The 15752-nt window shown below is 35.9% G+C and carries 9 protein-coding genes and 8 tRNA genes; 10 read left to right on the top strand and 7 right to left on the bottom strand.

All coding sequences use genetic code 11. The features are described 5' to 3' along the window. Positions 1-54: 54 nt before the first annotated feature. Entirely contained in the window at positions 55-1473 is a 1419-nt protein-coding gene (gene gltX / locus AB4J89_RS00505) for a glutamate--tRNA ligase (RefSeq protein ID WP_088495079.1), read from the bottom strand. Positions 1474-1794: 321 nt separating this feature from the next. Between gltX and AB4J89_RS00510 the strand changes: the two genes are divergently transcribed. From AB4J89_RS00510 to AB4J89_RS00545, 8 genes are all read left to right on the top strand, one after another. Next, positions 1795-1870, top strand: a tRNA-Val gene (locus tag AB4J89_RS00510). A gap of 40 nt (positions 1871-1910) precedes the next feature. After that, positions 1911-1986, top strand: a tRNA-Val gene (locus tag AB4J89_RS00515). A 43-nt stretch (positions 1987-2029) separates the two neighbouring features. Then, positions 2030-2105 (top strand) — tRNA-Val (locus AB4J89_RS00520). Positions 2106-2146: 41 nt separating this feature from the next. Next, positions 2147-2222: transfer RNA gene (locus AB4J89_RS00525), tRNA-Lys, on the top strand. A 38-nt stretch (positions 2223-2260) separates the two neighbouring features. Further along, positions 2261-2336 (top strand) — tRNA-Lys (locus AB4J89_RS00530). Between the two features lie 40 nt (positions 2337-2376). After that, positions 2377-2452, top strand: a tRNA-Lys gene (locus AB4J89_RS00535). A gap of 14 nt (positions 2453-2466) precedes the next feature. Next, positions 2467-2542 (top strand) — tRNA-Val (locus tag AB4J89_RS00540). Between the two features lie 2205 nt (positions 2543-4747). Further along, the gene (locus AB4J89_RS00545) at positions 4748-5050 is read left to right on the top strand and encodes a helix-turn-helix domain-containing protein (protein ID WP_088495080.1); all 303 of its coding nucleotides are present in this window, start codon (positions 4748-4750) and stop codon (positions 5048-5050) included. A gap of 591 nt (positions 5051-5641) precedes the next feature. Here the strand turns inward: AB4J89_RS00545 and AB4J89_RS00550 are convergent. From AB4J89_RS00550 to AB4J89_RS00575, 6 genes are all read right to left on the bottom strand, one after another. Further along, positions 5642-6688: an ABC transporter substrate-binding protein gene (locus AB4J89_RS00550; RefSeq protein ID WP_088495081.1), complete on the bottom strand. Its 1047-nt coding sequence runs from the start codon at positions 6686-6688 to the stop codon at positions 5642-5644. A gap of 12 nt (positions 6689-6700) precedes the next feature. Then, the gene (locus AB4J89_RS00555; protein ID WP_227718988.1) at positions 6701-8842 is read right to left on the bottom strand and encodes a TonB-dependent siderophore receptor; all 2142 of its coding nucleotides are present in this window, start codon (positions 8840-8842) and stop codon (positions 6701-6703) included. 276 nt (positions 8843-9118) lie between these two features. Continuing rightward, a complete protein-coding gene (gene phsC / locus AB4J89_RS00560) occupies positions 9119-9898 on the bottom strand; it encodes a thiosulfate reductase cytochrome B subunit (RefSeq protein WP_088495082.1) in 780 nt (259 codons plus the stop codon). Continuing rightward, complete coding sequence (locus tag AB4J89_RS00565) at positions 9895-10473, bottom strand: 4Fe-4S dicluster domain-containing protein (protein WP_023581663.1); 579 nt, start codon at positions 10471-10473, stop codon at positions 9895-9897. Before AB4J89_RS00565 ends, phsC begins: the two co-directional genes overlap by 4 nt. Positions 10474-10487: 14 nt before the next feature. Next, complete coding sequence (gene phsA, locus AB4J89_RS00570) at positions 10488-12767, bottom strand: thiosulfate reductase PhsA (protein ID WP_368467736.1); 2280 nt, start codon at positions 12765-12767, stop codon at positions 10488-10490. A gap of 915 nt (positions 12768-13682) precedes the next feature. Next, complete coding sequence (locus AB4J89_RS00575) at positions 13683-14486, bottom strand: sulfite exporter TauE/SafE family protein (protein WP_088495084.1); 804 nt, start codon at positions 14484-14486, stop codon at positions 13683-13685. A gap of 104 nt (positions 14487-14590) precedes the next feature. Between AB4J89_RS00575 and AB4J89_RS00580 the strand changes: the two genes are divergently transcribed. Together AB4J89_RS00580 and AB4J89_RS00585 are read left to right on the top strand one after the other, a co-directional pair. Beyond that, positions 14591-15367, top strand: coding sequence for a helix-turn-helix domain-containing protein (locus tag AB4J89_RS00580; protein WP_088495085.1), 777 nt, complete (start codon positions 14591-14593; stop codon positions 15365-15367). Between the two features lie 195 nt (positions 15368-15562). Further along, positions 15563-15637, top strand: a tRNA-Arg gene (locus AB4J89_RS00585). The last annotated feature ends 115 nt before the right edge of the window (positions 15638-15752 follow it).

The following is a 15752-nucleotide window of genomic DNA, read 5'->3' on the forward strand; positions in this document are numbered from 1 at the left end:
ACATTCCCTACTTTAGGAATGTATCTTTCTCAATAAGCAAGATTAATAAGTAAATTAAGCTTGGTTTTCTCTTTCAGTAATAAAGTCTAATGCTTTATTAATGCGAGCAACGCTACGCGTTTTACCAATAGCGTGAACGGTAACATCTAAGCCAGGAGATTGACCTGCGCCTGTTACAGCAACACGTAATGGCATACCTACTTTACCCATTCCCACTTCTAATTCGTCAGCAGTATCTTGAATTGCTTGGTGAACATTTTCAGCTGTCCACTCTGTAATTGCTGATAATTTATCGCGAACGACTTCTAATGGTTGACGAGCAACTGGACGTAAATGTTTTTTCGCTGCCGTTTCTTCAAAGGTTTCGAAATCAACATAGAAGTAATGGCAACTTTCAGCCATCTCTTTTAATGTTTTGCAACGTTCGCCTAATAATTTGATCAGCTCAACTAATGATGGACCATTACTGGTATCAATATTTTGTTGCTTGATATGCCAATCTAAATGAACAGCCACTTTCTCTGCTGGCAGTGTATTGATGTAGTGATGGTTTAACCAAAGCAGTTTATCAGTATTAAATGCACTTGCTGATTTACTGATAGCTTCTAAAGTGAAGTGCTCAATCATTTCATCAATAGTAAAGATCTCTTGGTCACCGTGAGACCAGCCTAAACGCACTAAGTAGTTTAATAGTGCTTCTGGTAAATAGCCGTCATCACGATATTGCATTACGCTGACTGCGTTATAACGTTTAGAGAGTTTTTTACCATCATCGCCTAAAATCATTGATACGTGAGCATATTCAGGCACTGGTGCGCCTAATGCTTTGAGAATATTGATTTGGCGAGGTGTGTTGTTGATATGATCTTCACCACGAATAACGTGTGTGATTTCCATATCCCAGTCATCAATAACAACACAGAAGTTATAAGTTGGAGAACCATCAGTACGACGAATAATCAGATCGTCAAGTTCTTGGTTACTAAATTCAATTGGGCCACGAATTTTGTCATCAAAAATGACAGAACCTTCTTGTGGGTTTAAGAAACGCACAACATGAGGTTCATCAGCACTGTGATTATGGTTACCACCACGGCAACAACCATCGTAACGAGGTTTTTCACCTTTCGCCATTTGATCTTCGCGCAGTTGCTCTAAACGCTCTTTAGAACAATAGCAACGGTATGCAGTACCCGCAGATAACATTTGATCAATCACCTGGTTATAGCGATCGAAGCGTTTAGTCTGATAATAAGGACCTTCATCCCAATTCAGATTTAACCAATTCATACCGTCCATGATTGCATCGATGGCTGGCTGTGTAGAACGCTCTAAATCGGTGTCTTCTATACGCAGTACAAATTCGCCCTTATTGTGACGGCTATATAACCAGGAATAAAGTGCGGTACGCGCACCACCAACATGTAGATAGCCAGTAGGACTTGGTGCAAAACGGGTTTTTATTTTACTCATTGGGATTGCCTTTGTACGTCTTACTTATATATAGATAAGTAATCGTGATTATCAAAAAAACGAAATGGTTGCCTTATTTTATCACTGGATGCTAATTCCTCAATGCCATTAAGCTTTTAACAGAGATAAAATTTTCAAATTGATGATTTTTTGTTTGACGAAGAGTATCTGTGGGATTACTTTGGTTAATTGCTGTGTCACTTATGGTGCTAAAAAAAGCATCTTGACTAAAAATAAAACGAACGATCATTTTCGCGATAAAAAACTGATAAAAATCGTTGACTCATAGCGCAGTATCCCTATAATGCACCCCATCACGACGGGCGGTTAGCTCAGTTGGTAGAGCATCTCCCTTACAAGGAGGAGGTCGTTGGTTCGAGCCCAATACCGCCCACCATTATTTTTCGTTGTGATAAGTTGTATGATTTAGTGTAATTGGGCGGTTAGCTCAGTTGGTAGAGCATCTCCCTTACAAGGAGGAGGTCGTTGGTTCGAGCCCAATACCGCCCACCAATTACATTAAAGCGTGGTAGTGAGAATTTAGTCATCATGAAGTGGGCGGTTAGCTCAGTTGGTAGAGCATCTCCCTTACAAGGAGGAGGTCGTTGGTTCGAGCCCAATACCGCCCACCACTTCATCCGGTTATTTCGCGCAATATCACACATTTAGGTATGGGTCGTTAGCTCAGTCGGTAGAGCAGTTGACTTTTAATCAATTGGTCGGGCGTTCGAATCGCCCACGACCCACCATTCCTAAAAATACAACATAAAGTAGTGAACATTGTGACGGGTCGTTAGCTCAGTCGGTAGAGCAGTTGACTTTTAATCAATTGGTCGGGCGTTCGAATCGCCCACGACCCACCATTCACAAAGCTACTTACAGATTTACGCAAAATTATTAAATGGGTCGTTAGCTCAGTCGGTAGAGCAGTTGACTTTTAATCAATTGGTCGGGCGTTCGAATCGCCCACGACCCACCATTTAATAATAAAGCGGGCGGTTAGCTCAGTTGGTAGAGCATCTCCCTTACAAGGAGGAGGTCGTTGGTTCGAGCCCAATACCGCCCACCACTTCTTTATCTCTTCGTTATACCTTCTTCTTTACTTCCCTAACATCTTTCTAAAAGAATTAATAATAGTTACTTGTTTTCTAATACCTGCATTATTGCCGTTTAGTCGCATTCTCTGAGTCTTAATCTTTTCCCTGTGTCTACTTTCTATCATGTTCCTCATTGCTTCACTTATAGCTACATACCCTTATAGACATGCTTTCCTAGCCCCTCGTACCTGCATCACCTATTTATCCTCAAGATAATAAATACTTAGCTAATTATCTTGTTCCTTTGGAGCTCTTAGTTTCTAAGGCTGTTTTAACTTGTTATTGCATTGTGTTTTCTGTGAAGAGGGTTCATAAGCCAGTTTCTTTATTACGCTTTTTTACATCTTGTCATATTTTTATCATTTAAAGAGAGCTACTTAAAAAAGAGATGGTTCTTCTATTGTTAAGCCAATCATTTTGGATGAGGGATTGTGCTCAGTAGAAAGTATGCATTTATTTTTGAGCAAAGTTCAAATTTTGATCTGAAAATATTAAAAAAATTACTCTAATTGAAAAAGAAAGATCTACTCCTTTTGGGGGTAGATGTAGGTATTTTCAGTTTATTAATAAAATTAAATAACCTTAGATGCGCTGTGATAAATTATTTGTTAATTTTTCATGAGCAATATCTCTCATAAAATGAGTAAGTTAGAATATTTTAAGTTAGCATTGAAAAATATATGGCACTCATTTTTTTAAGAAAAAATACTGAAGATTAAAAGATAAAAATAGAGCTTTATAGTTAATATTTCTTACTTTTTATAAATCATTGGTTAGTGCTAGTAAGAATAAAGATTAAATATAATGATGTTTCATCTTCTTTCTACTTCTTTTTTGAAGTGGTAACAGAGCAAGGTGTTTTACGTAACTGTTTGATTTAAATTAAACTAATTTTAAAATTTGATATTTATCAATCTTTACATCATAATGAGCTGGATAGTAAATGATATAAAGCAAAAAGCACTTATTTCATCAGTAATTGATTTGTCCTGAAGTGGTTAATTTCATTTTTTACGAAAAATGGAGAAAATTGTGTATTTAGCAGGAATATAAATTATATAAAAATATTAATGTTTATTTTCGCCTAAGAATAACTCTTATATAGAATAGGTGTAATTACTTAGGACGTAAAAAGATTAATTTTTGTTTTTTTTAACAAAATTAGATCATACTAAAATTGGTATTTAACAGTTCATTCCCTTATGAATTTAACTTAAGATGTGATGATTACTCTATTTTTACAATGTGCCAAATGCGCGTATTTGAGTGAAAAAGAAAGAATAGTATTATGTGGTCATAAAAAGAACGGTTTTTATGATGATAAGCTTAACTTTCAAATAACCTACTGATAAAACAAAAATATTTATATTAATACTTACTTTTTCTCTATTTCATAAAGAAGATTTTTAATCTAATTGAAAATTAAAATAAGTTATTCATTAATAAAAATTCAAAAAAAATGAGTAATTAAATCTATTATTTATTTATTCGAGAGTAATAAAGAATTGTAGATTTTGAAATATATTTAGTTGAAAGAGTAAGGGTTTATGCTTATATAAATTAATTAACAAATGTTTAAAATGTGATTTATATCTATTTCCTAGTGTAACTAATGTAAGGCATTGATATAAAAGCATAATATTGTCTTGTTTGTAAACTCATCAGATTTCATTGATATTGCTTAAGCTATTTAATAAAAATAAGAAAATCGTCATCTTTATGAGGTTAATTTATTATTTTAAATAAATTAGACTGACATAAGTTGATTTATTTTTACACAATTCAAACAATCACACTTTAAATTATGCTTGTACTAGATGATAATTCTAATTAATGAGTAAAGTTTAAGAAAAAAAAAGCGTGATTTTATAAGTAAAATATTTTAACTATATGAAAATAAAGGATATATACCATTATCCTAGGTATTGTTTACTAGTATGAGTAAATCATTGTGCTTGCACTATCTTTTTTTGACTAGTTGAAAGTGTTTAAATGCGTAGTATATTATTTACATATGATAAGTCATGTTATGAATTGTAATATTTCTTATCTACTAAAAATAATATTTTATTAAAACAAAAAGGTGTCCTCGATAATATATAATTTTACATATTATTGCATAGTAGCACACCATTATAAATTAGATATCAATCAAAGTGAAAAGCGAGAACAATATTATGAGTAGCAAGTATCCAGTCGCTTATGCAGTTGGACAAAAAATTAAGTCATTAAGAAAATCTCAAGGTTATACTGTATTTCAGTTAGCAAAAGAGATTGATATTAGTGAACAACAGTTATTCCGTTATGAGCGTGGTGTAAACCGTATTGATATTGATTGTTTAGTTAGAGTACTTGAAGTACTAGGCGTTAATATCGGTAGCTTCTTTGAAGAAGTAACCGGTGGAATGACTCAAGAAACTGAGCGTAATGAACAACATATTCCAGCTCATTTCGATAGCAAGGCTCTTTCGATCTTCTAATAATATTTTTAAATTAGAAAGTAACTCATTTTAGAATAACTAAATTGAGTAAGATAATTCTTATATATAGTATTTCTCTTTAATTAGTTAATAATAAGAATTTTCTTAATAGATGAAATAAAGCCTCTATATGAAATCAATGCCCTTATTAGGGCATTTTACGTTTATAGAGAATGAGAATTTTTAATTTTTACAAAAAAAAGAATAATTGTATTGCAAATGAGCTGAGGCTTTCAGGTTTGTAGAAATATATTCTCATATTTATTTGTATGAGAAAAAAATAGCTAATTAATACTTGTTTATAATAAGCTATTCATAAAATTACTTCTTATATTACCTACCACGATTTTACCTCCTGATAACATTTCTAAAGCTATTAAACGTATAATTTATGCGTTTCACACCAATAAATTCGAAAAGAGTGAATTTTAATATGATAAAGGCAAAATGTGCGCATTGGTGAAAATACGTTATCAGATCAAAAACTAAGTATTTATCATTAAATGACTATCTATGGATAATGATAGTTAATATCATATTAGGATGGGTTATTGTTGCCTCTTCATCGTGAATATGAAGAGGCAGTAACAATTAGTCTTTGAGAGGTTTAAGAATGTGTTTGAGCTGCTGTTCGGTGAGGTTGATATTAAAAAATGTTTTATAGAACTGTTCAGTCTCTTTGGAGATATCAATATGCTTTGTTTGTTCTGGATATAAAACAGTCGCTAACCATAAAAATTGTAAGGCTTCCTCTGTGGTTTCACGGCACCACCAAAATAGGCCTTTAGGGTTTGTGTAAACTCGGCCTTCACGCACGGCAGTGATAGATTGCCATTCAGGTGCATTCTTAATGATTTCAGTGTCTCTTGCATACATAGTGACAATGACATCAGGATTGGCATGAATAACTTGCTCTAAGGAAACATCACCAGCTCGGCTTGGCACATTATCAAACCAATGTTCTGCCACGTTTACACCGCCAGCAAGCGCTATCCAATCATGATTTAACGAAGGTGCGCCAGATGTTCTTAATGGCGAACCAAAAGCATGATAGACCTTCATTGGTTTATTGGCGCTTATCTCGCTTACCGCACTTTTTACAAGTGCTTTATTACGCTGAAAGTAAGCTAAATAATCTTTTGCTAATTGGTGACTACTTGAACCTAAAATCTCACCAGTGATCAACGTTCTTTCTAGCAATGCATCCATTGAACCTGACTTTAATAATGCAACACTGATCCCCGCATTTTCTAGTGCCGTCATTTGTGCATCAGATAGCTTCCCTGTTGCAAAAAAGATTTGAGGCTGGCTAACAATTAATGTTTCGATATTCAGTGTGTCATTATTACCTTTACTAGAAATTGAAGCCGTTTTTATAGCAGGAACAATCTCGGTAAAAAAGGGAATAGTTTTGACTAAATCGGTTGTGGAAACAATTTTATCTCCAGCACCAAGCATAGCAAGTATCGCATTTTGAGCATTCCAACTCGTGGCGACTCTTTCTGGTGAATCAGGAACAGTAATGGATTGATTCTGATAATATTGAACAACTCTTTGCGCCTGTGCATTAAAGGAGATACTGAGAGCCGAAGCTCCCAGTAATGCAATGCACAGGGTTTTGAAAAAACCTTTATACATTTCGTTTTCCTCTTAGAGTTCAATGCTTACAGAAGCAGAAACTTGGCGAGGCGTACCTAAGAAAGCATTTGCACCACCAATAGCACCATTTTGGTTACCAGAGAAAATAGATGCCCAGTAATGTTCATTAGTCACGTTATCTAAATTGAGGCGGAAAGTGGTTTTCTTATCCCAATATTGTGTTTGATAACGAGCGCCCAGATCGAGTGTGGTATAGGCTTTTGCCCACATTGTGTTAGTGGTATTTGCTGCACGTTTACCTGTGTAGTGAACATTGGCGCTATAGATAACATTTGGCAAAGTAGGGTAATGGTATTCAGCTAATAAATTAGCTTGGTATTTTGGTACACCTACAACATCTTTATCTTGTGTTTGAGCATTGCCGGTGTTGGTTAAAGTAGGATCTAACCAAGTCATGCTACTAAAAACGAAAAGCTCATCAGTGACCTTTCCGTTAGCGATAAGCTCTAACCCACGGTTACGTTGTTTACCTTGTTCTTTAAAGATATTGTCGTTACCCACATAGGCAAAAGGGCGCTCTAATTGGAAAATAGCCGCATTTAAATTAAGATCGCCAATTTGCGATTTAACCCCCATTTCCCATTGTTCGCTACGATAAGGTTTTAGCACTTCATTTTTGTTGTCGGCAGTGTTTGGTGCTGAATCTCCTTCTTCTAATGAATCTGCATAAGAAACATAGGTCATCACTTCAGGAATAGGTTTAAACATTAATGCGATAGCAGGACTTAAGCCATTTTCGGTGTGATCCCCACCACCAGCACGATAAGAAGTTTCTTTGATCCAGTTTTGGCTTAGTGATCCCATCACTGACCATTGAGGATTAAAGGTAACGGTATCACCTAAAGTAATGGATTGAACTTGTGAGCGGCTGTTTTTAGTACGAGCAGCGCCTGTATAGAAGCCTTCATTCGAAGGATCATCATAACGATGTGGATTATTAATATCTTGAGTTGGTAATGTGAATTTTTGATCATCACCATTTGCGCCATAAATATCCCAACGATAACCGCTAGTTGCGAGAATTAAATCATGAGATAGTGCGCCAGTCATCACATGACCATTAACATTGATAGAATGGCTTAAAACAGTAAAACGACCATAAGTTGTCGGTACTGATAACGTTGGTGTAAATTGCTTACCATCATTACTTAGTTGGTTAGAAACAGAACGGAATCCGCGATCAGCTGTTTGATAGCCAATTGCTGCACTGATTTGCCAATCTTCGTTAAAATCATGTTTTAGTCGGCTACTTACCGTTCTGGTATGAAGATCAACACCCGCAAAAGCTTGACCATAGCCAGCTTTAGTTGGATCTGGCGCATCAGGTAATGCGGTAACTTTTGGTCCATAAGAAAATGCACCAGGATAACCCATTTTTTTAAACCAATAGTCACTAAAATTCACTTCTAATACAGTATCAGGAGAGATATTCCAATCAAATGCGGTACTGATTAGCTGGCGACGTGTTTTGCTACCTGCGACATAACCTTTACCTTCATCATGCATTAAATTAATGCGATAACCAAAAGTGTTGTTATCATCAATAAAACCACCTAAATCAAGATGGCCTTTAAATTGGTTATCATTGACATAAGTTGCATTAAGTGATGTTAAGCGTTTTAAGGTTGGACGTTTTTGGGTGAAATTGAATTGCCCACTTGGGCTTGCTGGCCCATAAAGTGAACCAGTTAAACCATTGATAATATCTACACGCTCAAGCATTTCGATAGGAAAGGCTGTGGTAGAAATAATATTCACACCATCTAAACGAGAGTTAGCAACAACATTGCCCTGCATTCCACGGTTTTGAGGACGACCAACATCCATACCGCCACGTGCTTGCATTTGAGAAGAGGCATTATATTTTAAGATATCCGCAACACTGGTGACTTGTTGATTTTCAATCATAGATTGAGTAAAAGTATTTGTTGTATAAGGAGTATCTAACCATTTTTTCTCACCTAATGGCCCCATATCAACTTCACGAGTAACAAATCCCGCACCGGCTTCACTATTATTCACTGGTTGTGCAGTAACGACGATTTTTTCAGCATTTTCAGCGGCTACACTTGCTGATACAGCGAATGTTTGTGCTATAGCACAAGCTATTGTCGAAATGATAAATTTCTTCACGATAGACTCCTAGAATGTATTTTTTAGTTATATAAATCCATCGCTATCAAAAAATTTATATAACGATACCCATCACAAATGCAATGCAATGTATATCATTGTATAAAATTGTATATAGCGAGGATGGGCGCCGACTATACACGGAATAACATGTAAATAAAATGATATATTTGCTAATAATAAGATTATGAAATTGTTTCTGAATTTAGATCAAAAAAATGCCCGCTTAAGCGGGCATTTCAAGAAATGAAGCGTAACAGAAGGGGGCTTGAGAAATTAATGCTCTGTTTTTTCTGCTACTGAACTATGCTCATCATGTTTTTGGTGACGATGATGACCATCGATCATACTGCGGAATGTTTGAGTAAAAGTATCACCCAGTGTACATAAGTAGAAGTGTGCACAAATAAACATTAATGCCACGATCCCTAATACTAAGTGTGCTTTTAGCATCCAATAGCCTTGACCAAGTACTTCAGGATATAAACATAATAATCCAGTAATCAGTAACAGCGGCACTAAACCAAACATCACACCTAAGTAAGCGAGTTGTTGAAGTGGGTTAAACTTGTCAGTTTCAGTTGCTGCAAAAGGATGTGGTTCACCTTTCATTATGCCATAAAGATAAAAGCGAGCTTGTTTGATGCAACGACCAATTAGCCCACTAAATCTTACTTTGTAATGTACACCATTATTGGTTGTTAGATTGATAAGGATAAAACCAATCCAAAATGCAATCAGCACAAAGCCACAGATCTTATGTAATAGCACCATTGAAGTGACATTACCGATAGAGAAGTGCCCTAAAAATCCACTCAATAGTAATAGGATAAACAGTAAAGCATTACCCCAGTGCCAAAAACGAATTGCTTTAGAGTATAAATAAACGCGTTCTTCTTCATAATGACCGGAATGTTTTGGTGCTAGGGCATAGCGTAGTAGGCCATGAATAACTAATACTGCTATCATAGCAACGATTAATAAACCGGCTGCCATTAACCATACAGGCCAATAATCTGGCGTATAATGGAGTTCTGCTCCCCAGATACTAGTCATGCTTTATCTCCCTGATGGATTTCTTTACGACGGAATAAACTTGGTTTTCCGACATTATCTAATTGATATTGATAAACGGATTTTTGTTTGATCCAAGCCTGAATTTCAGGTGAGTCAATACGACCAAAAGCAAGCGCATCTGTTGGGCATACTGATACACATGCAGGTAACTCACCCTCAGCTAATCGAGTATCAGAACAGAAGTTACATTTATCTGCGATATGCGTCATTGGGTTGATATAACGAACATGGTAAGGGCAAGCACCAACACAGTAATCACAGCCGATACACAGCTCTTTTTTCACCTGAACGATACCATTCTCATCAATAAAAGAAGCGCCAGTAGGGCAAACAGAAACACAAGGCGCATCTTCACAATGCTGGCAAGAAACACGGAAAAATTGGTAATGTGGATTACCCGCTTCGTCGTCATGAGGGCCTTGAATTTGGACTTGAAGTCGGCTAAATCCTTCAGGAATGTCATTGATGACTTTACACGCAACAGTACAAGCTTGGCAGCCGATACAACGCTTCTCATCATGTAACATGACAAATTGTTTATCATTATTGTTCATCGTTATTTTTTTCCTTAAGCCCGACTAATTCTGACACCTGATGTATGCACATCAGTACCTGATACAGGACTAATTTCATGAGGTAATAAGTTGCCACAGTGAACGCCTGTTGTAGTCGCTGCTGTTCTCGCACCTGCTTTTGCACCTGATCCCATATAAACAAATACGGTGTCAGGGCGAATGCCTTCTGTTATCAAAGCATGTGCTTTTTCTTTGCCTATACTGTTTTCTAGAATGATTTCATCACCATGTTTAATTCCATGGTTTTTAGCTGTTTCAGGATGAAGCCAAACAGGGTTTTCCCACATTAATTCAGCTAATAACGGTACATATTGTGTTGCACCATTAGTATGAACGGCGACTTTACCTTGGATAAAATAAAGCTCGTCTTTTTCTTTTAATGGGAAGTTGTGGAAGCGTGGAATACCGTAGTTTTCTAAACGGCTTTCTAATTCTTCAGAGTAGATTTCAATTAAACCACTTGGTGATTTAAATGAGAGGGCTTTTTCCATTGTATTGTTGCTATCAACATGCTTAATTGCATCTGGATATTGCTCAACAAAGGCTTTTACATAAGAAGGTTCGCGTAATAATAGTGGAACACCATAAGAGATATAGCCTTTTTTATGCATCTCTTTATAAAGTTCTTCGCTACCATTAACTTGATAAAGCTGTCTTACTCCCATGTTTTCCCAAGGGAAACAGGCTTCTAATCCTAATGCTTTACCTAATTCCATCCAAATTAACCAACTTGGTTTAGTATCACCAATAGGTTCGACAACTTGTTGGCGTAATGCATAAGCTGGGTTTAAACCTGAAACGTCAGCAACTTCTTCATCACGTTCTAAATAAGTACATTCAGGTAAAAGGTAATCGGCATAAGCAGCACTTTCACTTAAATAAACATCACAACTAACAATTAAGTCTAATTTTTGTGCGGCTTTTTCTAGCTCAGGGCGGCAACTGACTGTTTGGAATGGGTTATGACGAGACATAATCCATGCTTTTGTTTGATACGGTACACCTTCTAATGTTGAATCAATAATTGACTGAACAATTCCTCCACCTTTATTGATGTATTTAAATTGAGGTGCTGTGGCATCAATGCGTTTTGCGGTAATTTCAGGCATCCCTTTAACGCTAGGTTTTGCTAATTCAGGCGCAACATTAATACCTGCTAATTTATTGTATTTTGCTGCTGCTTTTTTCTGATACATGCCGCCTTCACGTTCAATGTTGCCGAGTAACGCATTGAAGGTGAAGATCATTCTGCGCATATTAATTTCTTCTTTATTAAAGGTTGCGCGGTGACCAGGCATGATCAGTGCGTGAGGTGCTTTTGCTGCAATCTCACGAGCAATACGAACAATATCTTTAGCTGGAACATCAGAATGTGCTTGAGCCCATTCAGGTGTTGTATCTTGTAGAACTTCTTTTAATTGTGGTAAACCAACAGTAAATTTCTCAACGAAATCTTTATCGTAGAGATCTTCTTTAATTAAGATATGGCACATAGCCATTAGAACAGGCAAATCCCCACCAGGGCGGATCGCGAACCACTCATCTGCTTTACTTGAAACAACAGACAAACGAGGATCAAAACTGACGAGTTTTGCACCACGCTCTTGCGCTGTCATCAGTTCATGTGTTTCGGCGACTTCAATACCTTCATAAAGGTTATGACCAAAAGAGAGAATATATTTAGCATTCGCTAAATCCATTGCAAGATCACCACCCATCATAACGGATGCGGCAATGGCTTTACCTGCTGGGCAAGTGGTTGCGTGTGTAAACGTATTTGGAGAGCCAAATGCGGCTGCTAAATGGAAAAGGTGAGAAGAGAGTGAACCTGATTTAGATGAAAAAGAGATACTTTCTGCACCATAATTTTGTTTTATGGTGTTCATCTTTTCTGCAATTTCTTTATAAGCTTGTTCCCAGCTTATCACTTCCCATTCGCCAGCACCTCTAGGGCCTTTGTGTTTCATGGGTTTGACAATCCGGTTTGGATCATTAACTAGGCTAACACCACTTCCGCCTCTTGCACAAACTCGGCTACTTTGGTGTTCCGCATTTCTATTTCCTTGGATAAAGACGGTCTTGTTGTTAACAACCTGAGCTTCTATCGGACAACGATAAGAACACATTTCACACAGGCTAGGTGTTAATTTTGACTGACCCTTAAGAGAATCTACAGGATTAAATGCAAGAGCACCGGGTGGTAAACTACTCACGGTACAACCCACACATCCTATCCCCATCCCCTTAATGAAAGAACGACGACTAATACTCATATAACCTCCAGTTTCTTCTTATAGCTAAATATTATATACGGACGGTTAAATAAATATTTGACGGCGTCTCCATTTTATTAATCCATAAGTGATGGGTTAGTTGTAAATAATAAATAATAGAGAATAAGAAGTTAATAAATGTCACTAAATAAATTAACTAAAATAGACAAAATTAAATGATAATTATTTTCTTCTATTGAGTACTATTATAAAAATATGGAGAACGAATAGGGGATTTTAAGGTATATAGCAGTTGCGGATAGTCCTTTTAAATTCACTGACTTATGTCATTAATCTGTTTTATTAAAGTGTATTTAAAATGTATGATTAATAATAATTAAAATTTGACAAAAAAGCCTATCGATATATAATTATTTATATATCGAAATGACATTATATTGTAATTAATTTGTTATTTAAAAATCAGAATAAATAATACTTTTGATGCTATTAAAATCCAGTTTCTTCTTAAATTATCTTCTTATGAAAAATAGCTAACTTATTATTTTGATGATAAATACAAATAAAATAGAAAAATAAACAGGTAATTTTTAGTACAAAAAACATTCATCGAAACGTGATCAGACTGATACTAAACATAAGACAATTTATAAATTATTGTTCATTATGTTTAAATATTAATTAATGATATTAATCGTTATGGAACTGTATCGTGATTGTCAAAAAGAGGCGTTCTTTTGTTTTATGTGTCTTAATAGCATTAACGTTAAGTGAAGGCGCGTAGGAAAAAGATGAGGTGAATGTTAAAAAAATGGCGACTCTTTTGAATACTCAAAGTCACCATTTTATGTGTAGTTGTTATTGTTTTTTTCGTTTTTCGTTTTTCGTTTTTCGTTTTTCGTTTTTCGTTTTTCGTTGTCTTGGTATCTTCTATTTCTATATAGAAGAAAGGATTTAAAACAACATGACAATTAAAACAAGACTCAGTAACAGAGGATAAACTCTTGCGTGCCATTTATCAGGAATACGAGATAAAAAACGTTCAGAGATCTTCAAGCCAACCCAAGTACTACAAATCAGAATAAATGCAGCTTTTAGCCAAATATAACCAATAAAACCAGATTCATTATTTAAAGGTGACGTAAAAGAAAGGGCGACATAAGTAAATGTTGCCGTGAGAGCTAAAGGTAAGGTTAATGCATTTGCCATTGCTGCTGATTGTGCCATGGGTGTTCCTCTACGGCGCAATAAAGGTACTGTCATGACGCTTCCACCAACGCCTAGAAAAGCAGCGATAATACCAATCACTGTGCCATTAACCGTTTCTCTTGCTTTAGTTACTTTTTTTGAATTGTGAGTAGGAGCCATAAAACCGGGGCGAAAATAGCAGTCTAAAATAGTGATAAAAAGGTAACCAATAAAGATCCATTTGATCCACGTACCTTCAACTGTTAATGCGAGAAGAGCGCCTAAGATCCCGCCAAAAGCGATACCCATAAACAGAATGGACATGATATTCCAATCAAGCCTTTTGGCTTTATGATGTTTAATGGTTGTGACTGTTGCAGAAAACAACATAATTAATGCAGAAGTAGCAACTGCGATTTGCATAGCATGTTCGGCAGGTAAACTATCTATTCCCCAAAGTGTCAGAATAAGTGTATAGAGTAAGGGAACAGTGACAAAGCCACCGCCAAAGCCAAATAACCATGTTGTGATGCCTGAAATTAAACCAAAAGAAATCAACCAAAGTGTCATTTCAAATCTCCTGTTGAGTCAGGAGATTAACAATATAGAATAAAGTGATGGCTTACCCACGCGATAATGACAAGTTTATACGAATTTAGGACAATTTAAATATTATGCGTAATATCGATATCAACAATGTGGATAATCTTCCTCGCGATATTTTGGCATTAGGCTCTGATTATCCTTATGACACATTACTTGAAGCTCATCATCACCGACGAGCGCAATTTTTATATGCTCCTAATGGAGTAATGAAAGTTAAAACAGAAGATGGCCAATGGATTGTATTACCTTACAGTGGTGTGTGGATACCTGCAGAAAAGGTACATCAAGTACTAATGTTGGGTAGTAGTACTTATAGCCTTTATATTGAGCCGAATAAAATTCCTCGCCATTCAGAATATTGTGAGGTTTTACAAGTTTCTCCTTTGCTTCATCAGCTATTACTTTCAGCCAATGAACTTCCTTTACTTTATGATTTAGGCGGACGAGATAGCGCATTATTGACTTTGCTTTGTCATGAATTAGCTCAAGCTAAACCATTACCTTATTTTACGCCATTACCGCAACATGCTTTATTAGATGAATTGTGTACTGAATTTATGTCACAACCTAATATTCGCACGACACCAAAAATGTGGGCTGAAAAATTAAATAAAAGCCTACGTACTTTTACTCGCCTTTTTCATAAGGAGACAGGGCTTTCTTTTCGAGATTGGCGTCAAAAAGCGTGTTTAATGTATGCATTAACCGCTTTAAAGAAAGGCGATTCAGTCACTGAAGTTGCTTTAGAATTGGGTTATGAAAATCCAAGCGCTTTTAGTGCAATGTTTAATAAAGAGATGGGATATTCACCGAAATTGTTTTTAAAAAAATTGAAAGAGTTTTAATAAAATAGACATATATAAGAATAAACATAATCAGTGATGATGATATTTATCAGATGCTTTTTAAGTCAAATTAGATTGTTCAAAAAAGAAACAAAAAAATTCCTTCCAATATCAGTGCGTTAAAACTTGATTAATAGAGAGTGAGGGGGGTAAAATATAGCCCGTCCACAAGTCATACTTGATTTTCCTACGTATGTTCCCTTAGTTAAATGGATATAACAAGCCCCTCCTAAGGGCTAGTTACAGGTTCGATTCCTGTAGGGAACGCCATCTATTACCCAATTCTGTAAATTTAGAAATTATTCCTAGAGCAGTGTTTATCAATTCACGCTATTATCGCTATTGTTTTGCTTCCTCATTCAATAACCAAGAATAAATTTAGGTT

Origin of the sequence: Proteus sp. STS61-E, assembly GCF_040932335.1 — a bacterium.
Taxonomy (GTDB): Bacteria; Pseudomonadota; Gammaproteobacteria; order Enterobacterales; family Enterobacteriaceae; genus Proteus; species Proteus mirabilis_B.